The 24856-nt window shown below is 39.6% G+C and carries 18 protein-coding genes; 12 read left to right on the plus strand and 6 right to left on the minus strand.

What is annotated here, in order from left to right:
- Positions 1–40 precede the first annotated feature (40 nt).
- The 3 genes from ABIB30_RS01770 to ABIB30_RS01780 all read right to left on the minus strand — a co-directional run bounded on the left by ABIB30_RS01770 (position 41) and on the right by ABIB30_RS01780 (position 2038).
- Positions 41–748 carry a hypothetical protein gene (locus tag ABIB30_RS01770; protein WP_354299030.1) on the minus strand — a complete coding sequence of 236 codons (708 nt, stop codon included), beginning with the start codon at positions 746–748 and terminating at the stop codon, positions 41–43.
- Positions 749–849: 101 nt separating this feature from the next.
- Positions 850–1284, minus strand: a complete 435-nt coding sequence (locus ABIB30_RS01775; RefSeq protein WP_354299031.1) for a hypothetical protein — start codon at positions 1282–1284, stop codon at positions 850–852.
- Between the two features lie 88 nt (positions 1285–1372).
- Positions 1373–2038 carry a MarC family protein gene (locus tag ABIB30_RS01780; protein ID WP_354299032.1) on the minus strand — a complete coding sequence of 222 codons (666 nt, stop codon included), beginning with the start codon at positions 2036–2038 and terminating at the stop codon, positions 1373–1375.
- Positions 2039–2338: 300 nt separating this feature from the next.
- On the opposite strand from ABIB30_RS01780, the gene ABIB30_RS01785 reads away from it, so the two are divergent.
- From ABIB30_RS01785 to ABIB30_RS01840, 12 genes are all read left to right on the plus strand, one after another.
- Positions 2339–3079 (plus strand): FadR/GntR family transcriptional regulator, encoded by a 741-nt coding sequence (locus ABIB30_RS01785; protein WP_354299033.1) that lies wholly within the window; start codon positions 2339–2341, stop codon positions 3077–3079.
- Positions 3080–3131: 52 nt separating this feature from the next.
- Positions 3132–5270, plus strand: a complete 2139-nt coding sequence (locus tag ABIB30_RS01790) for a heparinase II/III domain-containing protein (protein WP_354299034.1) — start codon at positions 3132–3134, stop codon at positions 5268–5270.
- A 5-nt stretch (positions 5271–5275) separates the two neighbouring features.
- On the plus strand, positions 5276–5611 hold the full coding sequence (locus tag ABIB30_RS01795; RefSeq protein ID WP_354299035.1) for a cupin domain-containing protein: 336 nt from the start codon (positions 5276–5278) through the stop codon (positions 5609–5611).
- A gap of 16 nt (positions 5612–5627) precedes the next feature.
- Positions 5628–6509 (plus strand): alpha/beta hydrolase fold domain-containing protein, encoded by an 882-nt coding sequence (locus ABIB30_RS01800; RefSeq protein WP_354299036.1) that lies wholly within the window; start codon positions 5628–5630, stop codon positions 6507–6509.
- 49 nt (positions 6510–6558) lie between these two features.
- Positions 6559–7845: an MFS transporter gene (locus ABIB30_RS01805; protein WP_354299037.1), complete on the plus strand. Its 1287-nt coding sequence runs from the start codon at positions 6559–6561 to the stop codon at positions 7843–7845.
- A gap of 9 nt (positions 7846–7854) precedes the next feature.
- The gene (locus tag ABIB30_RS01810) at positions 7855–8607 is read left to right on the plus strand and encodes an SDR family NAD(P)-dependent oxidoreductase (protein WP_354299038.1); all 753 of its coding nucleotides are present in this window, start codon (positions 7855–7857) and stop codon (positions 8605–8607) included.
- A 134-nt stretch (positions 8608–8741) separates the two neighbouring features.
- Complete coding sequence (locus ABIB30_RS01815) at positions 8742–11945, plus strand: SusC/RagA family TonB-linked outer membrane protein (RefSeq protein WP_354299039.1); 3204 nt, start codon at positions 8742–8744, stop codon at positions 11943–11945.
- 16 nt (positions 11946–11961) lie between these two features.
- A complete protein-coding gene (locus ABIB30_RS01820) occupies positions 11962–13542 on the plus strand; it encodes a RagB/SusD family nutrient uptake outer membrane protein (protein ID WP_354299040.1) in 1581 nt (526 codons plus the stop codon).
- 12 nt (positions 13543–13554) lie between these two features.
- Positions 13555–14838: a hypothetical protein gene (locus ABIB30_RS01825; RefSeq protein ID WP_354299041.1), complete on the plus strand. Its 1284-nt coding sequence runs from the start codon at positions 13555–13557 to the stop codon at positions 14836–14838.
- A 3-nt stretch (positions 14839–14841) separates the two neighbouring features.
- Positions 14842–17232 (plus strand): chondroitinase-B domain-containing protein, encoded by a 2391-nt coding sequence (locus ABIB30_RS01830; RefSeq protein WP_354299042.1) that lies wholly within the window; start codon positions 14842–14844, stop codon positions 17230–17232.
- A gap of 226 nt (positions 17233–17458) precedes the next feature.
- Positions 17459–18475, plus strand: coding sequence for a PfkB family carbohydrate kinase (locus ABIB30_RS01835; protein WP_354299043.1), 1017 nt, complete (start codon positions 17459–17461; stop codon positions 18473–18475).
- Complete coding sequence (locus ABIB30_RS01840) at positions 18472–19143, plus strand: beta/alpha barrel domain-containing protein (RefSeq protein ID WP_354299044.1); 672 nt, start codon at positions 18472–18474, stop codon at positions 19141–19143. Before ABIB30_RS01835 ends, ABIB30_RS01840 begins: the two co-directional genes overlap by 4 nt.
- On the opposite strand, the gene ABIB30_RS01845 is transcribed toward ABIB30_RS01840, so the two are convergent.
- The 3 genes from ABIB30_RS01845 to ABIB30_RS01855 form a co-directional block, all read right to left on the minus strand.
- The gene (locus ABIB30_RS01845; protein ID WP_354299045.1) at positions 19123–20682 is read right to left on the minus strand and encodes a serine hydrolase; all 1560 of its coding nucleotides are present in this window, start codon (positions 20680–20682) and stop codon (positions 19123–19125) included. The two genes, ABIB30_RS01840 and ABIB30_RS01845, sit on opposite strands and share 21 nt — an antisense overlap.
- A gap of 94 nt (positions 20683–20776) precedes the next feature.
- Positions 20777–22135, minus strand: a complete 1359-nt coding sequence (locus tag ABIB30_RS01850) for an aldehyde dehydrogenase family protein (RefSeq protein ID WP_354299046.1) — start codon at positions 22133–22135, stop codon at positions 20777–20779.
- 132 nt (positions 22136–22267) lie between these two features.
- Positions 22268–24793, minus strand: a complete 2526-nt coding sequence (locus tag ABIB30_RS01855; RefSeq protein WP_354299047.1) for a family 20 glycosylhydrolase — start codon at positions 24791–24793, stop codon at positions 22268–22270.
- Between the last annotated feature and the right edge of the window lie 63 nt (positions 24794–24856).

Consider the following 24856-nt stretch of genomic DNA (forward strand, 5'->3'; position numbering starts at 1 on the left):
GGAATCACATTATACAGATTCCATGACAGAAGATCGATTATCAGGTACTGGATTTCACAGCATCCAACACTGTTCCGATATTTTTATGTGAACTTGCAGGAAATTCTGAAATCAATTTATTACTCTTGAAATTTCTAAAATTGTATTTCTTTTCTTCATCATTGAAGGCAGCATCATGATGATCCAGCGCAGCTGCATCTTCTGCACTAAATCCCTTTTTAACTTCTTTATGCCCCTTCACAACTAAGGTATCTCCTTCAATTCTAACTACTTTCATTAAAGTAACCTGTGGTTCTGTCATCTCTGGTGAAGGCATTAAGAATATTCTAAGTACATCACCCGGGGCTACAGCAACAAGAGAGGCAGCCCTGGCTTCACTGGCAACAGCAGCTTTTTCAGCTCTGTTCTTATTCAGGATTGGCCCAATCACAGATAGCCCGATAAAAACCCCTGCAATAATAAAGATATTCTGGAAAAGTCTCCAGGCAAATGGAGTTTCTGCTTTTAAATTCTGAGCTTCTGATTTTAATTCCTCTGACCATTCCTTTTTCGGAATTTCAATATTTTGATTAAGATCAATTGCTCTGACCTGCTGTACACCTATCGGGCCAAGCGGGCCGAAAATTGACATGTATTGCTGGTATACATCCAGCTGAACATCGCTTTTACTCCTCGTTAACGAATCAGTTTCTATTAATACTGTCCTGGAATTGAGAGTTTTTTCCTTAATATCGTAGATTATAAACATATCTTGCGCTTAAACAAATATAGTGCCACTTAATTTTTTAAATAATTACGATGATCACGTTTTGTAAAGGATAAGCTTACAGAAAACAGCTGGTTAATATGTTATTCCTGTGGTATTACAATTGTATACCTTATCATTTCTCTCTTGTTAAAAACACTGGTGGAAATCAGCGTTGAAACAACCTGACCATCGACCAGAATTTCCATCTTCACCGATCCCGCATATTCAGCAATAATACCTAAAGATAAAACTGCTGATCTTTTGATAGTTCTTTTGAATTTCCGGGAGAATGGTAGTGTTCTTTTATCGGCAACAGTGACTACACCACCTTCATCGGTATAAATGATATGCCCACCTGTAACGATATTCTGATAAGGACTTATCTTATACTCAATTGTGACTTCTTTCTGCGCATAAACCGGCTGTTTTCCTGTTTCTTTCTTACAGGAAGCCATTAAAACAAGTAGTGTAAAGAAGAAAATGATTTTAAGACTGTATGGACCAGGTCTGTATTTAGTAAAGATGAGGTAGTTCATGAATCAGATGCGTGTGTGTAAGACTATACTATTTAAACGCAATATTGATCAATACCCCCACGCTAACCATTACCAATGATTTATGAGCTTACTTCATTAAACTTTTTATTCCGGTAATTGCAATCTGTAATCCTACACAAAAGATCAGGAATGCAGAAATACGGTTAAAGATTGCCTCTGCATTGGAGCCCAGGTAATGAATAATATTTTTTGTATTCAGATAGAAAATATAAATCAAGATACACATCACAATAATAGCAGATAAAATAGCCGCTGTATTCATAAAATCATCAGAACGGTTTGATGATATACTATGGGCGCTTAATGTAAACAGGACAGAAATAGTACCTGCTCCGGTAGTGACTGGAAAAGTGATCGGATAAAACAGTTGGCTTTCAATGTTACTGTATCCAGACAAATTAGCTTCCGTATCCGTTGTTGAATTTCCTTGCTTTTTATCAGAAGACAGGTTCTCCCACCCCATTTTACAAATCATAATCCCTCCTGCCAACTGCACAACCGGAATTGAAATACCGAATAATTCGAGGATCCACTGACCAGCAAATAAAGATACCGTACAGATTGAAAAAGCATAAAAGGTAATTTTCCCAACTGCCTTTCTCTTTTCAGCAGAACTTAGCCCGGTAAAAAAAGGGCTGACAATGAACGAAGATCCGATCGGGTTTACAACTGGAAACAAGGCAATAATACCAATAAAAAGCAAGTGAAAAAACGAATGGTATAAAAGAGGCATTATAAAATAATTAGGTTAGCTATCAATTTATAAATATGGAATATCAGCATTTTTCCTGAAGATTTCATCACCCTGCTCAAGCAATATTTAATATATATCCTTTTAATCGTGGTGATTTTGGCTTCGGTATAGGATAAGACGTAGCAGTTGCTGCATTCATAAAAGCAACGATCATTATGCATATTTTTTTTATCACTACTGAATATCAACAACATACCTCATAAGCTTAAATAATTTTTGATTACTGATTATATTTTATAGATTTGGTGAACCAATAATTGGTAAACCAAATCTATCTTTATGAAATCCTTTATAGAAACCATCAAGTCTATCGAACTTGAAACTCCTGTAGATAAAATAATCGGACAGCTTAAACAGCTGATTACTTCTGGACAATTGCAGCCCGGCGACCGTTTACCTGCTGAAAGGATACTTGCTGAAAAGTTTGGCGTAGGTCGTAGTTATGTACGTGAAGCTATTCTGAAACTAGAATTCTATGGTCTTTTAAAGACCAATCCACAAAGCGGAACTTACGTAGCTGGTTTGAGCATCAAAGTGCTGGACAGTATCATCACCGATATCATCAAATTCAATAAAGAAGATTTTAATGCATTGCTTGAAGCCAGGTATTATCTGGAGCTTGACGCGGTCAAATTGGCTGCAGAAAGAAGAACAGAAAAAGATCTGGAAAGTTTAAAGGAAGCATTACTGGATTATGAAGCGAAAGTTAATACCAATCAGAATGCAGTAGAGGAAGACATGATTTTCCATATCAGGATTGCAAAGGCTTCTAAAAACTCAGTAATTGAATCTATGATCCTGATTTTAATCCCCGATCTGATTAAAAGTATTGTAGAGAATAAAATCTGCGGAGATAACAGAGGTAAACTGGCGATTGAAGAACACAGAAAAATATTACAAGCGATTGTAGATCAGGATATCGATGCCGCAGAAAATGCAGTGGCAGCGCATTTAAATGATATGTTTCAATTAAGTAAGGCTGGGTTTGCCGCACAAAAAATCATACAGGACAAAGCTTAAAACTACGCTCAGAAAAATGGCATAAGCCTTAAAATTTATTATTCATAATGATATGATGAACTACTTGAAAAAGTCGGTAATGGGATTGATTTGCCTTATTTTTGGACTCTCTGCTTATGCGCAGCAGCATCCATCTATCATGCTGACCAAAGGTAATATAGAAGCGCTGAGGAAAGGAATTTCAACTTACTCCCTGCTAAGTAAATCTTACAAGAAGATTAAAGCAGATGCCGACAAAGCCATTAAAGAACCTGTTAATGTACCTGTTCCTAAGGATGCTGGAGGCGGTGCAACCCATGAGCAACATAAAAAGAATTATCTCAACATCCTGAATTGCGGGATTGCTTATCAAATGTCCGGGGACAAAAAATATGCAGCCTACGTAGAAGAGATCCTGTTAAAATATGCTTCCGAATATCAGAAATGGCCGCTTCATCCTAAAAGCAAAGAAGGTCATCAGGGTGGCAGGATCTTCTGGCAGAGTTTGAATGATTTTGTGTGGCAAGTTTATACCATACAAGGCTATGATCTGGTTTATGAGGCAATTGCACCGGTTCAGCGTCAGCAAATAGAAAAGGGTCTATTTGTACCAGCAGTTAAATTCTTCACGGAAGATTGTGCAGAAACATTTAATAAAATCCATAACCATGCCACCTGGGCTGTTGCAGCTGTGGGAATGACCGGCTATGTGATCAACAAGCCTGAATATGTTGAAATGGCGTTAAAAGGAACAGCTAAGGATGGTAAGGCGGGCTATCTTGCTCAGATTGATCAGTTGTTTTCACCAGACGGATATTACACAGAAGGACCTTATTATCAGCGCTATGCGCTTCTTCCTTTTTTGATATTTGCAAAAACGATTAATAATTATCAGCCCGCGCTTAAAATCTTTCAATACCGTAAACAACTTCTCGCTAAAGCTATTGAAACCTCGCTTCAGCTCACCTATACAGATGGTACATTTTTCCCATTTAACGATGCAGTAAAGGGAAAAACCTATGAATCTGCCGAACTGGTTTACGGCGTTGATATTGCTTATGCGGATATTAAATCACAACCAGAATTACTGGATATAGTCAATAAACAAGGCCAGGTTATTATTTCTGATGCCGGGTTAAAAATTGCTGCTGATGTAGCTGCAGGAAAAACTAAACCATTTGTTTATAAGACCATGTTAATTACTGATGGTGCAACTGGTAAAGACGGTGGTATTGGAATTTTAAGAGCTGGAACAAATGAGGATCAGCAAGCTGTATTAATTAAAGCCACCTCTCAGGGTATGGGCCATGGGCATTTTGACAGGCTTAACCTATTGTATGATGACAATAATGTAGAAGTGTTCCCGGATTATGGATCTGCACGTTTCATCAACATAGAATCTAAAAAAGGTGGTGATTACCTGCCTGAGAATAAGTCCTGGGCTAAGCAAACTGTTGCACACAATACGCTTACAGTAGATGAAACTTCGAATTTTAAAGGGAATGCGGATCGTGCACAGCAAACTGCTGCTGAAATCCTTTACTTCAAAGACGATCAGAACCTGAAGGTAATCAGTGCGGCAGAAAACAATGCTTATCCGGGGGTAAAAATGACAAGAACTACGGCTTTGCTCAAAGTAGAAGAGCTTCAAAAATCTTTAATGATTGATGTTTTCAGAGTTGATGCAGATAAAGCCCACCAATATGATCTCCCTTTTTGGTATAAAGGGCACTTGACGGATTCTTCTGTACAGATCAAATCTTTTACGGATCAGCTTAAAGCTCTGGGTACACAATACGGTTACCAGCATATTTGGTTAAATGCGGAGCAGGCCGTTCCTGAACAGAAAGGTTACCTGACGTTGCTAAATAATAAACGTTTTTATACGGTTAATTTCGCTGCACAGTCCCCAATAAACCTGAAATTGTTAACGCTTGGTGCGAATGATCCAGATCAGAATTTGTTAGAGAGCAAAGCTTTTATGCTTTCTTCAACAGGTAGTAAAACGCAAACTTTTTTTACAGTGACTGAAACGCATGGCAGTACAAACACAGTAGACGAAACCACTTCTGGAGCTTCAGGTAATGTAAGTGATTTAAAAATCATCGCTGCAGGGCCAGAACAGATTTCAGTTTCCTTTAAAGTGAAAGAGAAATTATATCACTACCAGATCAACTTCAAAAACAAAGAAAACTTTATAAAACTAAACTAATCAATATGTTACAGAGCAATTTATTTCAAATAGAAGAAGAAACGCCTTGGCAGGATCTCGGAAACGGAGTTAAAAGACAGGTTTTTGGTTACAATGATCAGATTATGCTGGTTAAAGCAAAATTTGAGGCAGAAGCAATCGGTCAGTTACATCAGCATCACCATGCACAGGTAACTTATGTAGACAGCGGAGTCTTTGAAATGCGTATTGGTGAAGAGAAAAAAATTCTTAAAAAGGGTGATGGGTTTTATGCCCCTCCGCACGAAATGCACGGTTGCGTTTGTTTAGAAGAAGGTGTATTGATAGATGTATTCTCTCCGCACCGCGAAGATTTTTTATAGGCTTAAAAGGTTCAGGATGAAGAGAATTATACTGATTGCCGGTCTGCTATGGACAACCCATCTTGCAGTGGCACAAGACACAACTCAGATCAAAAAAGTAAGTTATCCTGCTGGATTCAGTGAACAGCTAAATGTAGTTTATACGCAGGTAGGCGACTGGGATGGTAAACTAGATTTATACCTCCCGCCAACTCAGGGCTCACCTGCCCCACTGGTCATCAACATTCATGGTGGTGGCTGGAATAAAGGAACGAAAGAATCTCAAAGTGGTTTTAGCGCTTTCTTTAAAAAGGGATATGCGGTGGCTAATATTGAATATCGCCTTACTGCTAAAGCGACTGCTCCGGCTGCAGTAGAAGATACCAGGTGTGCATTAATTTATTTGATCAGCCATGCAAAACAACTACATATTGATTTAAATAAAATTGTCATTATGGGCGCTTCATCTGGTGGTCATCTTGCACTCATGGGCGGGCTTCTTGAAAATAATCATTTGTTTGATGGGAACTGCAAAGGCACAGAAAATATCAAAGTAGCAGCGATCATTGATAAATACGGAATTACCGATGTCTGGGACTGGGGTTACGGGAAATTAAAGACCAGTAAATCTGCGACTAGCTGGTTAGGAGCTAAAGCATCAGATCAGGAATTTGCTAAATCTGTTTCCCCTTTGTTCCAGGTAAAAAAGACAAGCCCGCCGGTTTTTATAGTGCATGGCGATGCCGATCCGATTGTTCCTTATGAACAGTCTGTGGCTTTAAAAGCCAGACTGGATGAACTGGGTGTTAAAAATGAGTTTGTCACTGTAAAGGGTGGCTTACATGGTAAGTTTCAGCCAGCAGATAATTTAGTGGTCAATGCAAAGATCATGGAATTCCTGAAAGGTCTGGGCTTATAACATGACCTGCCTTTGGGCAAATTAATCAACAAAAACCAAATATAACCTCATGAAGATAAAAGGACTAAGGTGGTACATTATCGCATTGATTTCGCTGGCAACAGTGATCAATTACATCGACAGAAGTGCCATCAATATTATGTGGCCTTATATTTACAAGGAATTCGGCATTGCAGCAGCTGACAATAAAAATGCACTTGCCCTGATTACGACATTCTTCATGATTGCCTATGCGCTGGGACAGACGTTCACGGGGAAACTGATGGATGCAGTGGGGACAAGATTGGGAATGACTGTCTCCATTATTGGCTGGAGCGTTTCTATAGCCTTACATTCATTCGCTAAATCCTTAGTGTCCTTTAATATCTTTCGCTTCATGCTGGGTTTTTCAGAAGCTGGAAACTGGCCTGGTGCTACAAAAAGTAATGCAGAATGGTTTCCGGTCAAAGAAAGAGCTATTGCACAGGGGATCTTTGGTGCAGGTGCATCTTTAGGCTCAGTTATATCAGCTCCGGCCATTGCATTTTTGTATATCGTATTTGGCTGGAAAATGACTTTTGTATTCATCGCAGCATTAGGACTGATCTGGGTAACTCCATGGCTGATTATCAATAAGGCAACCCCCGATAAACATCCATGGCTCACCGAAAAGGAAAGAAACTACATTCTGGACGTAGATACCGAAGCACATACCCAGGTAGATGAAGCTCCCGTCCTCAGCTGGAAAGAATTGTTAAAATTCAGAAATACATGGGGTATCATTATGGCCAGATTCTTTATCGATCCAGTATGGTGGCTGTTTGTAACCTGGCTGCCAACCTTTTTAAAAGAACAGTTCCTTTTTGACATTAAACAAATTGGCGCTTTTACCTGGCTCCCCTACTTATTTGCGGCAATCGGCAGTTTGCTTGGTGGGTATCATTCTTCATGGCAGGTCAAAAAAGGTGTCAATGCGGTAAAAGCAAGAAAGAATTCGGTGGCCGTAGGCTGTGCATTCATGCTGCTGTCTTTGCTAGCTATTGTTTATAAGCTGGATGACCTGAAAGCAGAACCGGGTTTGGCAATGGTACTGATAGGTTTAACCCTGTTCGGGTTCCAGTTTCTTATCGGAAACCTGCAAACTTTACCCAGTGATTATTTCAACGGTAAAAACGTAGGAACAGTAGCGGGAATGGGTGGTACAGCGGCCGTAGCCGGAACACTTTTAACCACCTGGTTAGTTCCTGTAATGACCAAAACAAGTTATGTATCCTTTTTCGTACTGGCAGCAGTGCTGGTACCGATTACCTGGGTCTGCATCAAATATATTACCTCAAAAAGAATCATTCATTCATAAACAAATCATATGAGATTAAAAAACAAAGTAGCCGTAGTTACCGGTGGATCAAGAGATATTGGCAGAGCGGTTTCCTGCCAGCTTGCCCGTGAAGGTGCGAAAGTAGTCATCAATTATTTCGACAACCTGGCTAATGCTGAAGAAACGCTAAAATTAATTCAATCGGAAGGTGGAGAAGGGATTATTGTTAAAGGTGATGTCACTAAATCTGCGGAGGTTACTGCATTAATTGACCAGACCAGAAAAGCTTTTGGGGAAGAAATTCATATCCTGGTCAATGTAGCCGGTGGAATGGTGGCCAGAAAACCAACACCAGAACTGGAAGAAGATTTCTGGGATGCAGTGATGGACTTAAATTTAAAAAGTGTTTACCTGGTTAGTAGAGCGACAATTCCATTTATGGGCTCTGGTGCCTCAATTATCAACCTTTCCTCCTTAGCCGGCAGAGATGGTGGTGGCCCCGGCGCAAGTGCTTATGCGACAGCTAAAGGTGGAGTTATGACTTATACACGTGCATTGGCTAAAGAACTGGGTCCAAAAAATATCCGGGTGAATGCAGTTTTACCAGGAATGATCGCGACTGCTTTTCACGATACTTTCACTAAACCCGAAGTACGGACTAATGTTGCCAATTCAACCTTGTTGAAAAGAGAGGGAAAAGCAACCGAAGTAGCTGATCTGGTTGTTTATTTAGCTTCTGATCAAGCAAGTTATGTAACAGGTACCAATATTGACATTAACGGTGGCTTGAATTTCTCCTGATTCACTACTGCAGCAGGAGACTCCGGTCTCCTGCATTTTAAAAACTGGCAGCTGACCTGAGCAAAACAAGCTGTCTCCTGCGGTAAAGGAGATTTTACGAAGCAGGTACAACCTATAACCAAATATAAATTATTATGAATTTAAAAGTTTACTTTAAAGGTTTACTAGTCATGATATTGTCGTGTTTTTTATACTTAAAACCGGCCTATTCACAGACAAAAGTATCCATTCAGGGTACTGTGAAGGATCAGAAAGGGGAAGCTCTGCCAGGCGCCTCGGTTATCCTCAAAGACACCAAACAGGGTGTAGTGACCGACAACAAGGGAGAATTTAAAATCAAAGCCGAACCGGGAAAACTACTGGTGATTAATTACATGGGCTATGAACCACAAGCTTTTGCAGTGAAACAGGCAGAAACAATTACCATCACGTTAAAGGAAATTCCCAATACGATGAATGAAGTTGTTGTGATTGGTTATGGTACGCAAAAGAAATCATCTGTTACCGGTGCAGTAAGCAAGTTGAAAAACGAAAACCTGGATGAGATTCCTACCGCGCGTTTAGACAATGCACTGATTGGTAAAATTGCGGGGGTAACGATTCAAAATGTCAGTTCTGAAGCAGGTGCCGCCCCTACTGTACGTGTCCGCGGTTTTAGTTCAATTAGTGCGGGTTCCCAACCTCTGGTAGTGGTGGATGGTTATCCTGTACCTGATGGATTATCTTTTGTAGATCCCCAGGATGTGGAAAGTATTGAAGTGCTTAAAGATGCCGCTTCTGGTGCTATTTATGGTTCCAGAGCGGCTAATGGAGTTATCCTGATCACAACCAAGAGCGGAGGTTCTGATAAACCAAGGTATACTTTGAAAAGTTATTATGGTTTTAAAAAGCCTTATAAACTGAATCCGATCATGAGTATTACTGATTATACCAAATTGCTTTATGCGGAAGCTGCATTGCGTGCGGATGATCCTACAGTTCCGGCAAACATGAAGAACTTGATTACTGATCCGGAAAGAGCAGCTTATGTAATTGAAAACGAAATTAGCGGAGGCCCTACAGATTGGCAGCAGGAAGCCCTGCAAAACGCAGCTATTTCCAATATCCAACTCAGTATTTCTGGTGGTAAAAAAGAGCTGAGATATTATGTATCGGCCAGTGGCCAGAAAGATGAAGCGGTATTAAAATATAGTGATAACAGTAAGTTTAACCTGAAGACCAAACTAGATGGTACACTGAGTAAGAAAGTCAGTTTTAGCATTAACTTCAATCCTTCTTATGTAAAGACACAAAGACCTGCTGTAAATTTCACAGATTATTTCCGTTTCGGCTCTTTTCTTCCTGTTAACCATAGTGATTTCACCGCAGCGTATGTGCATCAAAATGCAGCCTGGGCAAGTATTCTCCCGGGTGAATTTGTACAAGCCAGACATTTCAATGGGTTGCAATATTCCGGAACAATGCCTGATGGCAGTAACTGGACTAGTACCGGCCCTGTAGAACCGTTTGCTACAAGTAACAATACTCCGCTATCCATTGCTGCAAGGGAAACACGCGATCAGCAGACTTACCGGATGTTGGGGGGTGGTGATATCAGCATTAAATTCCTGCCGAACCTGATCTTTAAAAGTTCCATCGGCGGCTATTACTCTCAGCAAGAAAATACAACGCTGACCAGATCAAATGCAAGAAAAGATGGTGATGTGAACGAAGCTACGCTTTACACAAGAAGCTATATGGATTTGCTGCTGGAAAATACGCTAAATTATAATGTAACCAGGGGTAACCACAGTTTTACCGGGTTATTGGGCTTTACGACACAGCAAACCAAGATAAAAGAAAGCAATATGGTGGGAAGGAATTTCCCTACAGAAACTTTTGAAACTTTAAACCAGGCTGGTCAGATTGACCAGGCTTTAACCAATACTTTAAAAGACCAGATTGGCCTGGTATCTTACCTCGGACGTTTGACTTATGATTATAAGAACAAGTACTTACTGGCAGCCAGTTTCAGGATGGATGGTAGTTCTTATTTCGAAGAAGGGAAAAAACAGGGTACTTTTCCTGCAATTTCAGCGGGCTGGGGAATCGGAAAAGAGGATTTCATGAAGGATGTTTCCTGGATCAGCAACATGAAACTCCGGGCGAGTTATGGCGCAACCGGAAATAACAAGATCCAGAGTTTCGCTTTTCAAAATCTTTTATATCCGGGCAATTATCCTTTCGGGAGTGGTACGGGCTCTGTAAATCTTGGTTTGTCACCGAATTCAGATGTACTGGCTAACCCTGACATTACCTGGGAACGTACTTTTGAATTCAATACAGGTTTAGACCTTGGCTTTATGAAAGACCGCTTTGGGCTGACTATAGAGTATTACAATTCCAATACGGATAAATTGCTGTACAAGAGATCTACACAATCTTTCAGCGGCTCTTTTGAATATTTTGATAACTCAGGCAAGGTTAAAAACCAAGGTATCGAAGTTGAATTCAATTCCGTAAATATCAAAACTGATCATTTTCAATGGTCCACCTCGCTTAACTTTTCAGCAAACAGAAATCGTTTACTGGAGCTTGGCGGAGAACCTTTTCAATATAACTACGGAGAGCGGAATGAAATCTATGCGGCTATTGTCGGGCAGCCGGCTATTCAGTTTTTTGGTTATAAAACTGATGGTATATGGACTTCACAAACGCAAATTGATGCAGCCAAAGCCGCAGGACAGACCTCTACCCTTTCTAAATATTATGCACCGGGAGGTCTGAAGTTCGTAGATGTAAATGGAGATGGTAAAATTGATGTGAACGACCGTACAACCATCGGAAGTCCTTTTCCAGATTTCACCTGGGGAATCAACAATTCATTTAAATATAAAGGTTTTGATCTTAATATCATGATTCAGGGTGTACAGGGTGGCAAAATTATCAATGGAGATGCCAACTACAATGAGTCCAGAAGATATAATGAGAAATTCAATCAGAACAGATGGGTTAGTGCTGCACATCCCGGTGATGGAAAAACACCTTATTATACGAATGGTGAAAACTGGCTGCTCACAGATTATGTGATTGAAAGTGGCTCTTATGCAGCTTTAAGAAACGTAATTCTAGGTTATACAATTCCTGGTAAGCTGATTAAAAAACTCGGTGTAAGCAGTGTCAGAGTTTACAGCTCTGCTGATAATTTATTCTACCTGACCGGAAGCTCATATCGGGGCATAAATCCGGAAGCAAGAACAACTTCATCACAATATTCTTCCCCTTTGGTAGACGGGTATCAACGTGGTGCTTTTCCAATTTCACGCACTTTCACTTTTGGTATAGATGTTAATTTTTAATTTAAATAGACATAAGATGAGAAATCTCCACTATATAACTGCAGGCTTGGTACTGTGTTTAAGCATAGTATCCTGCAAAAAAGTCATTGATATCGATCCTATCTCTAATGTTGGGGTTGATAGTTTTTACAAAACATATGACCAAACTAAAACAGCTTTAACAGGAAGTTATAATGGGATGCAGAAACCATTGGAATTTGAGTGGATGCTGACCGATTTACGGACCGACAATTCCAAGCAAGGGGTAGCGAACAGCTCGGCAGCCATTAATTTCGAGTTCAATGACCTGGATATGTTCACTTTAAATTCTTCTCATGATAAAGTTTATCAATACTGGCTGGTAACTTATAAAAACATCAGGTCTATCAATTACGTATTGAAAAGTCTTGGGGTTGTTTATACGGCCGGAAAAACTACGGTAGGCGAAGGAACAGCAAAAATGACTCCGGAGCAAAGAAATCAGCTGGCGGGTGAAGCTTTGTTTTTACGCGCTTATCACTATTTCAATCTGGTCAGGTTATATGGAGGGGTATTTTTAGTGACCGATCCGGTAGATCCTGAGCAGTCCAAACAAATCAACAGAGTTCCACTTGCTGAATGTTATCAAATGATTGAAGCTGATCTTTTAGCAGCAAAAAGCCTGTTACCACAAACGGCCTTTACTCCTTCTACCAGTGCTGATGTGGGCAGAGCTAATACCTGGGCTGCAAGAGCCTTATTAGCAAAAGTATATTTGACATTACACCGCGGAGCTGAAGCTTTGCCTTTGCTCGAAGAAGTTATCAATAATAGTGGTTATGGCCTGCTGCCTTCTTTTCCAGATGTATTCTCTATTAACAATGAGATGAACAAGGAAATTTTATTCGCAGTCAGATTTAAAGCAGGCGGTTTGGGACTGGGCAACCTGATGGCTAATAATTTCGCACCGACTTCAAGTGGTAGTGCAGTGGTAAATGGAGATGGAAGCGGTTATAATTTTCCCACAAATGATCTGGATTTAACTTATAAAACCCCTGCTTCGGGAGCAATTGACAGTCGTAAGGCAGTAACCATGGCTAAATATTCAACCAAGCTTTATGTAAAAAAATTCATCTCGCCTGTTTTGATGAAGTTTGACGCGGAAAACGATTTCCCTGTGCTCAGGTATGCAGATGTGTTATTGATGAAAGCTGAAGCTCTGGGTTATGGAAACACAAGCCTGGAATTAATTAACCAGGTCAGGTCAAGAGCTGGTGCTACTGAATATACTTCAGGAGATTTTAAAACTGGTTTTTATAAATACCCTGCAGATCCGGCGAATCCGAATGCAATTACAAATCAAACTCAATTCTTAACTGCTTTATTAAATGAAAGAAGATTAGAATTTGCCTTTGAGAACCAGCGTTTCTTTGATTTAATGAGGACTGATCAGGCCATTGCAGTGATAAAAAATCACTTTGCTTTGGAGTTTGATTCGCATTATAAAAATTACAGACCAGCCTTTACCTTAGCTGAATTACAAGCTAACCTGACGCCTGAAAAATTACTATTGCCTATCCCGCAACGGGAGCTGGATGCAAACGACCAGCTAAAAATCCCTCAAAACCCTGGTTATTAATATATATTAAGGATGAAGAACTTTTATTTAATAGCGATAACGGTGATAGGTTTTATCTTGCTGAACAGTTGTAAAAAGGATAAAACAACTGCAACTGATAAGCCAGATGTGCTCACCTCAAAAGAGTTTACTTTCAATACAGCAATTGGCCAGACAGGCCCAGATACAGTATTAAACGGAGAATTGAATTCTACAATCGGGATCAGACTGATCTATTTTTATCTGATGCGGAGCGATAAAACAGATTCTTTGATTTACCGGGATACCCCAGCACAGGAGAACAGGAATCTTTATCATTTCTCCATTCCTACCAAAAGTTTCTCTGCTGCAAAACTGATCAAGGTTACCGGTATCAGAGTGATGGTTAAACATATTGACAATTCTTCTTTTGAAGGATTGATAAAAATGACTGCTTTCTCCCCTCCTTTGCCCACATTGGTTGGTGTACCGGCAAGTTCACTCCCTGATGAACTGGGCAAAGTTTTAATTCAGGGAAAAGCGAATTCAGAGAATGGATTAAAGCTGATTGAGTTCTACGATGATTATAAAGGTGTTTTTGAAAAGACAGACCAGCTCATCCTGACTAAAAATGAAAAAACATATGAGCTAAGTTATCAATATACTTACCGCAAGAATGCCAGTAAGATCAAAATAGTGATTACTGACAGTTTCGGGTTAAAGGCTGAGGCTTTGATAAATATCCCTGTCAAATCCTATGTCTTGTATAAAGACCTGATGATGATGGCACATGGAACGGCATCCACACCTTCGGCTACCAGTTTTTTTAACGGTGAAACAGGTACTTTACTGGGTAGCTGCAATGTTGGTGGTCAAGAGCAAAAGGTCGATTTTATGACTTACTGTACCACTGCATCTGTGTTCAGCTTATATAGTCCGGCGAGTGCAACAACGATTACCAAGAATTACAAGTGTAATACACAGGTTTGGGAACCTGATCCTGCGGGTCTTAAGGCAACTAAGTTTCGTGTACTGATCCCGGGATCTACTGAAACTGACAGAGTTTATGCAGCTTACAATGCGAATACTATTACTGCACTGGATGATCAATTCTTTGAAGGAATTACAGTACCAGGAAGCAGTACCGCTAAATTCGATGCAGCAACTGCAAACCAGGCGGCGAATATTTTTAATACAACTGCTGCCTATTTGATCTGGATTCGCGTGCCGAAAGCTGATGGAACTTTTACCAATCAATTGTTAAGTGCAAAAAGTGTAGTTATCGGGAGCCCTGTTGCCGTTTCAACAATTAAGTTTGACATACTCGTATCTAAATAGCTTATGAAAAATCTAACCTTATCCTTATTAATCATTTGCAGCTTAAAGGGTTATACAAGACCTCTTGCATTTGATAAGTGCAAGATGATTAACAGCGCTATGATGGCCGGCAACACTACCGGAGTTAAAAATTCTATAATCGTTAACAATCCTCAGGAATTGAAGGCTGCTGTTTCAAAAGCCAGACCAGGTGATGTTATCTTATTAAAAGATAAAGAATGGTCGGATGCAGCGCTGCAGGTCCATGGAAAAGGTACGGCAGCGCAACCTGTCATGATCATGCCCGAAACGCCTGGAGGAGTTATTTTGACCGGACAATCTTATTTGCAATTGAGCGGTGAATACCTGGTCATCAAAGACTTGCATTTCAAAAATGGACATACGCCAAAAAGAGAAATTATCTCTTTCAGAACCAGTGAAGAGCTATTAGCAAACCATTGCAGAGTTACCGGTGTAGTGATTGAAAACTATAGCCAGCCAGAAAAGTTCAGGTCTGATACCTGGGTTACATTTTATGGAAAGAACAACCGGATAGATCATTCTACTTTTGTTGACAAGTTAAATCTTGGCCCTGTAATCATTGCGGAACTTAATGATGAACGCAGTCAGAAAAATGATCATTTGATAGATAGTAATTACTTCAAAGGCAGACCCCGGTTGGGTGCGAATGGAGGTGAAACTATCAGGATTGGTGTATCACGTTATTCCTTAACAGCTTCCAGAACAACAATTGCGCATAATTTATTTGAACGTTGTAACGGAGAAGTAGAAATCGTATCCATTAAATCTGGTGAAAACCGGGTATGCTTTAATACTTTTTTTGAGTGTGAAGGTGGACTGGTATTGAGACACGGGTCAGATAATATAGTCGAAGGAAATTTATTTCTGGGGAATAACAAACCGTTTACTGGTGGAGTAAGAGTGATTAATCCACGTCAAAAGGTCTTTAATAATGTCTTTTATCAATTACAGGGTACGAATTTCAGAGCCCCCCTTTCTGTACTAAATGGCGTTCCGAATTCTTTAATCAATCGATACTATCAGGTGAAGGATGCATGGATTGAACGAAATACTTTTGTGGATTGTTCAAATATTCTGTTTGGTGCTGGCAAAGATGCCGAAAGAACATTAGCGCCAGAAAATGTTCAGTTCAGGAAGAATCTGATCGCGACTTCAAGAGAAGAGATTTATACAGATGCGAATAATGATCAGGGAATTATCTTTTCTGAAAATGGATTGGTTGATGCTTATCAGGGAAAAGTACCAAATGGCTTTGTTAAGACAAAAACAGATCCGTACAGAATTGAGGATATTGAACTTCCATATAGCAAGGTATATGGAGCAGAACTCCAAAAACTAAAGCTTATCGGTCCGAAAAAAACAGGTGCTCCCTGGTATCATCCTGAAATCAGGAAGGCATGGAGAAAACCAAAAAGTACTTTCTTAAAAGCTTATCAGAGTTCATTACTGGCTGCAACACTAAAAGAGGCGCTGGCAGGTGACACAATTGTACTAACTGATACTGGTTTCTATCCATTAAAAGAAGAACTGATCATTGATAAAACATTGATTCTGATGGCTGCAAAAGATTTAAAAAACAGGCCAGTTTTTGTAAATGCATCCTTCAAATCACTGCCTGCATTTATTACTTTAGAAAACGGTAGTGAACTGACTGTCAAAGGTATCGCTTTCAAAGGCAACTATAGAATTTATGCCAATGCGGATGCAGGGATCAGATCTACAGCTAAACCAATGAATCAACCCTACAAACTGACGATAGATGATTGCGAATTTTATGACTATAATGAAAGCACAAACAGTGGTTTTTCGGGTTCGAAGAGTACACTTGCAGATAGTCTGATTATCAAAAATTCTATCTTTCACCATATTTCGGGTAGTGGCATTAACCTTTCGGCAGAGAAAGAAGATAAGGGCATTTATAATGCGGAATATACATTAATCACTAATTGTGTCTTTACCAATCTGATGGGTACGGCAATTAATATTTACCGGGGCGGAAATGATGAAAGTACTTTAGGCCCATTCGTAAAAATTGATCATTGTACTTTTAATGAAGTGGAAAACAGAGAACAGGGATCAGCAGTAAAATTAATTGGCGCACAACAGGTTTCCATCCTCAATAGCAATTTTTCTTATTCTGGTCAGGGAGGCAGAGCGATCTTCTTCCAGGAATACAGATGGGACAATATTATTGTTGACCATTGCAATTTCTATGAATCCGGAAAAGTAGAATCTTTTTATCAGCGGGTTTTAGGAAGTCATATCTATCAGGTGAAACCCGAATATACCGATCTGGGAAAACTTAATCTTGTCTGGTCGGACGCTGGTCCTGCTGCTGCAGATCAACTTAAGATCGGTGTTTATTCAAATTAAAGGTACACCCATCAAATAGTACTTAATCAATACCTGCCATACAATCCCAAAACGTTTCATGAAATTTCAACACATGTCCTACAGTTTCAACACATACCCTATAATCCAACACGCACAATACCAATTCCAAAACGTGTCCTATAATTCAACACGCGCATTACCAATTTCAACACGTACCCAACAATTTCAATAACCAAATATAAATACCAATAAAAAACAGCTAACCATGTTAAAAAAAGTCCTGTGTTTTGGAGAATTACTGTTAAGAATCTGCCCCGACCCTGCAGGTAATTGGCTCAATTCAAATCAGATGCCCGCTTATATAGGAGGTGCAGAACTTAATGTAGCCACCGCGCTTGCTTTATGGGATATTCCTTCAGCTTATTTAACGGCACTTCCTGAAAATGAAATGAGCAGACAAATCAAGACTTACCTGGAGGAAAAAAGAATAGATACAACCCGTTTTCTTAACCAAGGTGAACGGATCGGACTTTATTATCTTGCGATGGGTACAGATATGAAAAATGCAGAAGTCATTTACGACCGTCAATATTCCGCTTTCGCCGGGCTTAAAAAACAGACCATAGACTGGGAACAGATTTTTGAAGAAATTGGCTGGTTTCATTTCTCGGCAATCTGTCCGGCTATTAATGAAGAAATCGCGGAAGTCTGTAAAGAAGCGCTGCTCACGGCAGAAAAGATAGGTATTAGTATTTCACTTGACCTGAACTACCGCGAAAAGCTTTGGAAATATGGGAAAGCTCCTGTAGAAATTATGAAGAATCTTGCTGTTCATTGCCGCCTGATTATGGGTAATGTATGGGCAGCAGAATTAATGCTGGGTATACCGAAAGCCGACAACTTTATGCTTAAACACATGGAATTTTGTTTGCAGCAGGCAGAGAAAACTTCCAGGGCTATACAACATTTTTTCCCTGCATGTGAAGCCGTTGCCAATACTTTCAGATTTGACCAGGGCGAAGGAATTCAATACTATACCACTTTATATACGGACAACAACCTGTACAAATCCCGGGAATATAACGCTGAAAAAGTGATCAATAAGGTAGGTAGTGGAGATTGTTATATGGCAGGCCTGATTTATGGTTTTCATCAAAATCATTCCGCACAGGAAATTGTTGAATTTGCTACCGCTGCTGCTTATTATAAATTATTTACACCCGGTGATTCCACAGCTATGCATGCGGAACAAATCACTACTCATTTAAATCAATCCCTATGAAACAACATATTATCGATACCCTTTTAGCGGGTAAATTACTTCCTTTATTTTATGAAAACAGTGCAGAAACAAGCATTGACATTTTGAGAACCCTGTATAGAGCAGGGGTTAGAATTGTAGAATATACGAACCGCGGTGAACACGCGCTTCACAATTTCAAACAATTAAAAGCCTTACAGGTTACAGAAATGCCCGGCTTGTATTTAGGAATAGGAACTATTAAATCAGCCAGAGAAGCTGCCGATTTCATTACCATTGGAGCTGATTTTATTGTATCTCCGATTGTCAACCCGGCAGTTGCAGGATTATGTGATCAGCACAATATACTTTGGATACCTGGCTGTATGACCCCAACAGAAATCTATACTGCACAACAGTTAAACGCACCTGTAATCAAGTTATTTCCTGCTAACATTCTGGGTCCTGCATTTATAGCGTCGATCAGAGAGTTATTCAGAGGGCAGCTTTTCATCCCCACCGGAGGCGTAGAAATAGCAGAAGAAAACCTGGAAGAATGGTTCCAGGCCGGTGTATGTGCAGTAGGCATGGGCTCTAAACTGATTACAAAAGAAATTGTGCTCAATAGAAACTATCACGAATTGTACCTGCAAACCAAAAGGGCATTACAGATGATAGAAAAATTACAGCTACAACCTTTGAAAATCTAGATCCTGAAAATCATAACTAAAATCAATACTTGGAGAAATTCCTCTCATTTTAATGCTTTGTGCTTTCCCCTCTTCATCAAGGCTGAAGATTGCGAAAGCATCCGCATTCAGATCCGGATACGTCCATTTAATGGCAAAAGAATTAGCGTTGTAAAAAGACATCGGGCCAGATAGCTTAGGAGAACGATAAGATTTAAACCATAGCTGTTTACCTTTCATCGAAACTTCCACTTTGCCAAACCATTTATCAGTATAGACCCCTATATAAGCCAACGGATCAATCTTTTTCTGACTAGAAGCAGCTACCTTCTTCCAAACATCATTGGTTACCCCATCTTCATGCATTTTATCATTTTCGACCTGGTCGTGGATTTTATCTATCCAATGGTTATCATCCAGGCCAAGATAACTATCTTCTATCGTTTTACTCACTGCTGAGAATAAGTAACTTCCTCCATCTGAATTCGTTAGTACAACTATACCCAGGTTAAGATCCGGATATAAACTAACTGAGGAAAGCATTCCTGGTAATCCACCGGTATGAGAAACATGGAAGTTGCCCTTCATATCATTTAAGAACCATCCCAGCCCATATCCCCCAAAATGAGTTTGATAACGCGGATCGTCATTGAAACCGGTTACGGTATGGGTCGTCCACATTTGCTGTTGTCTGTCTTTTGAAAAAAGCTGCTGCTCCAATTGAGCCCCATACTTTCCCTTATTCAACTGCACCAGCATCCATTTACACAGATCAGCTGAAGTTGAATAAATGCCACCAGCAGCCCCATTAATTTGATCGCCAAAACTTTCTATTTGTTTGAGCTTGCCGAATGTATCTGTATGTGGCATAGCCAGATTACTTTTATCCTTCATCAATGCTAAAGAAGTGTAACTATGCTCCATCCCCAATGGCTTAATGATACGGCTTTGAACAAAATCCTCCCAACTCATTCTGGTAATTTTTGCAATGACCTCTCCTGCTACATAATATAAAAGATTATCGTAATCAAACCTCGTTCTGAAATCAGAAACAGGTTTGAAATATTGAAAACCTGACAACACATCTTTAATCGTAAAATCAGACCCGTTAGGGAAAAACATCAGATCCCCAGCGCCAAGACCTAAACCACTCCGGTGCGTCAGTAAATCCTGAATAGTAAAATTTTCTGTTACATAATCATTGTACATTTTAAACCCGGGCAGAATATCTTTAACTTTAGTTTCCCAGTACAATTTTCTTTCCTCTACTAAAATTGAAAGCGCTGCTGTGGTAAAAGCTTTCGTATTAGAGGCAATAGCAAACTGGGTACTTCCATCTACTTTTTCTTTGGTGGTGATGGATTTAACTCCGTAACCTTTTGTATATAAAACCTTACCATCCTTTACAATTCCAACCGAGACACCAGTTACATTAAATTTCTTCATGGAATTTTCCACAAGAGAATCAATTTTTTCAGGGGAAATCTGTGCTTTGGTTACCTGACTATATACTATAGCTGAAAAGAAAAGAAGCGCTATTTTAAAACTGGATCCGTTCATTTGTTAAACTAATTTTTGGGCTATTACTATAAAAGCGGCGATGAATGTAATCACATCCATCGCCGCTTTTAAATATACGATATAAATTCTCTTATTATTTAGCTGCTGCTTTCATTTTTTGCAGTTTCTCTTCAGTATGTGGAGAATATTTGATGTCTGAATCTTGCGTGAATTCTTTTTCAAGTATTCCTTTATAATGTGAGAAGGCTCTAAAACCAGCTTCACCGTGATAATTTCCCAGTCCACTAGAACCCACACCACCAAAAGGAAGATTTCCATTCGAGATATGCATAATAGCCTCGTTGATACATCCTCCACCGAAAGAGATTTCTCCAAGCACCTTTTTCTGAATGTTTTCATCCTTCGTAAATACGTATAACGCTAAAGGTTTAGGTCTGTCTTTAATTTCTCTGATCACGGTATCCAAATCATCGAAGGTTAAAACAGCCATGATTGGTCCAAAGATTTCGTCTTTCATCACCTTGTCGTCCCAGGTTACCCCATGTAAAACTGTAGGTTCAATAAAACGTTCACCTACGTTAAAATTGCCACCAACATATACCTTCTCAGAATTAATCAATCCCGATACACGTTCTGCATTACGCTCGTTAATGATTTTCACGAAATTACCATTCTCCAATTTGTAATCAGCTTTTTCAATCTCTTTAGCTACTTTTTGTAAGAACTCTTCCTCTATACTTTCATGCACATAAACATAATCAGGCGCAATACAAGTTTGTCCGGAATTCAAATATTTTGCCCAAACCAATCTTTTAACAGTAACATCAAGATCGCTGTCCGGCATGATAATCACAGGGCTTTTACCGCCCAGTTCAAGGACAACCGGAGTCAGGTTCTTAGCCGCAGCCTGGTAAACAATCTTCCCTACAGGAACACTTCCGGTGAAAAATATAATGTCGAATATCTGATCGAGCAAAGCAGTTGTTTCAGCAATACCACCTTCTACTACATGGAAATATTGTTCTTCAAAATTCTCATTGATAATTTTAGCCATAATCGCACTGCAATTTGCAGTCAACTCACTTGGCTTCAATATCACTGTACATCCCGCAGCAATTGCAGCAACCGCGGGTGCTAAGGAAAGCTGGTAAGGGTAATTCCACGGGCCAATCACCAGACTCACGCCCAAAGGTTCTGGAATCTGGTAGCTTTTAGCAGGTGCATTTCTGGCATCAGTAGCTACCGGTTTGATGGCTGACCATTGTTCAAGGTCTCTGACTGCAATTTTGATTTCTTCATAAACTGTGGCAAATTCGGTTTGAAAGGTTTCAAACGTTGACTTACCGTAATCTTTGTATATAGCCTCTTCTAACAAGGCTTCATTGCTAACCAGCAATTGATAGAGTTTGTTTAATTGTTCGATTCTGAAGCTAACAGCTTTTGTTGTATTGGTATTAAAGTACGCTAATTGTGTCTTTACTAATTTTTCCATTGGGTATATCAATTTTATAGACAAACATATTTTCAGATTATAAGTTCTGGAATTAGCGAAAATTTACAATAATTGTATAAAAAAAGCACCGTATCATCATTTGATCATACGGCGCTTCTGAAAATAATATACTTAATTTTGAACGGTAGTTGTATTTCCACCTCTTCCTTTAGCATTAAAGGCTCTGAGTTTAACCACCCCCTTTTCCTTTATTGGACTAGTGTATAGTTTATCTTTAGCAGAAGGTTCTTTCCCATTGGTTGTGTAGTAAATGTTAAAACCAGGAAATTCTGTATTACCAGAAATCTCTCCATCAGTGACCTTTACGCCTACTGGTGGAATACGATAATTCCAGCCGCCTTCATCCAATTTAGGAAATTCAATTAAACCAACTCTGGTCTTGAAATCTGTATAACTATCCTCATAAGCAGCCTCAGATTTAACAGGGTCTTTTTCCAAAGCCCAGGCCGGATCTGCCGCCCATGCTCTTTCCGCAAAACCAACCAATCTTGGTAACAACATAAATTCAAGCAACTCTTTATCTCTGATTTTCTCTGTCCATAACGCAGCTTTTAAACCAAGAATATTAGATTTACCATAATCAGTTAAACGATCCTTTCCAACAAATACAGATTTGGAAACCGGTTCACCTCTATTGTTCTCTTTTGCATTTTTGTAATAGTCGTAAGGTATAAAAGAAAAGAGTTTTTCCATGTTCACAAAACCTGCCCAGTAGTGACCTGGCTCAGTCAATGAACGGTTATAAGCCATATCTAAATAGAAATTGCTGGAACAGGTTAAAACCACTTTATAGCCGCCATTGGCCAACCGGTATGGCAAGTCTTCTGTACCACCGCCTATCACATTATTCCAAACATCAAGCTGTACAGGATCATTGGCAAATAATGGATTAGGAACCATCAGTTTTTTTCCATCCAAATAGGTCTTCATCATACCAAATTCTTCCCAGCCAGAAAGCACAATTCCTTTAGGCTTGAGCATGCTTTGTAATTTTGAAACATAATAACTCCATAAATCGTCTGTAGATTTCATTTTCGCCTGTTTCACAAGCTCAAGGCATAATGGTGATTTTTCCCAGACACCCTGAGGAACTTCATCTCCACCAAAATGGATTGTTTTTAAAGGGACATTTGCCTGGCGGTACATGTCCTGCAGTGATTCAGTAATCTTATTCAGGAACGTATAAACCGAAGGCAATGCAACGCAAACAATGTTATCATTCCAATACTGTGCAGAACTGTAAACAGATTTATCATTGATATCACGTAACAGGTATTGTTCAGCTTCAGCGCGCATTCCTTTAGCCATAAATCTGTTATAACGCGCATCCATTGCTTTGATCGCTGCTCTGGCATGACCAGGAGATTCTATTTCAGGAATCACTTCTATATGCCTTTTTGCAGCATATTTTAAGATTTCAACAAAATCAGCTGTAGTGTAAAATGCTTTGTTCAAAACTTCTGTGGTATCCGGGCCAGAGCTATAGGTAGCCTGAAGAGAATTTTCGTTTGTTAGCGAATGCCCTCTTTTTGCCCCTATTTCTGTTAATTCCGGAAGCCCTGGAATTGCAATTCTCCACGCTTCATCGTCAGTAATGTGAAAATGAAACACATTCAGTTTATATAACGCCATTAAATCAAGGATACGCAACACTTCTTCTTTTGGATGAAAGTTACGTGCCACATCTAGCATCAAGCCTCTGTATTTGAAGCGGGGCGCGTCTTTAATTGCTACACAGCTTACCAAAACAGCTTTTGCACCTTTATCCGGGTTGCTAGCCAAAAGCAGAGATTTCAGTGATTGTAAACCGTAAAAAATTCCAGTTGCATTACTTGCTGACAGGGTAATTGACTGCGCTGTAATATCCAGCTGATATTCATCTTCGGGTAAATTGGTTTTAACCAGTTGAATGCTTTTCTCTTTTGAAGTACCAGTACTAACTACAGGCTTAATCTTAAACAAGTTAAACAACTCATTTGACAGGTAGTCAGCTTCCTTTTGAAATGCCGGATCGCTGCTGATTGAGGTTGCTGTATTTATAGAAAAGTTCCCCGGACGCGCCTCATAAAATACCGGCGTTGGGAGAAGCTTGATTAAAGTGCTTTTATCCTTTGGTGTAAATTTGCTGTTCCTGTTATAAGTGTCTAAAGGAGAAACGACATTTTTGATATACTTTTCGACGGGTTCTACCTCATAATGCTCAATCTTTATACCCTTGCCCGGTTGATTATCCCAGACCATATATAAACCACCTGGCGCATCAGCAAAATTGACAATTTCATCAAGGGCCACAATATCAAGAATTACAGAGTCACATTTATTAATGGCCTTAAAGGATTTACCCGGCCGGATGCGAAAAAGATCACCGTTAACCTGTTCAATGATTAGCTGATCGGAAGTTTTCACCTCTATTTCTTTCATAGAGTTAAAATAAAGGCTCCAATTTGCTGCTGGAAAAGGCTGTGCTGCTTTGTTGATGAAGGTCAGCAAGGAAAGTGATTGTTTGTTACTATTCTGATGTTCTTTAAAGGTCCACTTGACGTGAAGATCTTTGACAGGATAAGTAGTGCCCCCTTTTTGTGCCATAGCTACGAAAGGAAGGAGGAATGCAATTAGTAAACATTTTTTTAATCTCATTTGATAATTTAATTTGGGGAACTAAAAACGGACAACGACACACAAAATCCTTTGCGACGTGTT

Source organism: Pedobacter sp. UYP1, assembly GCF_040547305.1.
Taxonomy (GTDB): Bacteria; Bacteroidota; Bacteroidia; order Sphingobacteriales; family Sphingobacteriaceae; genus Pedobacter.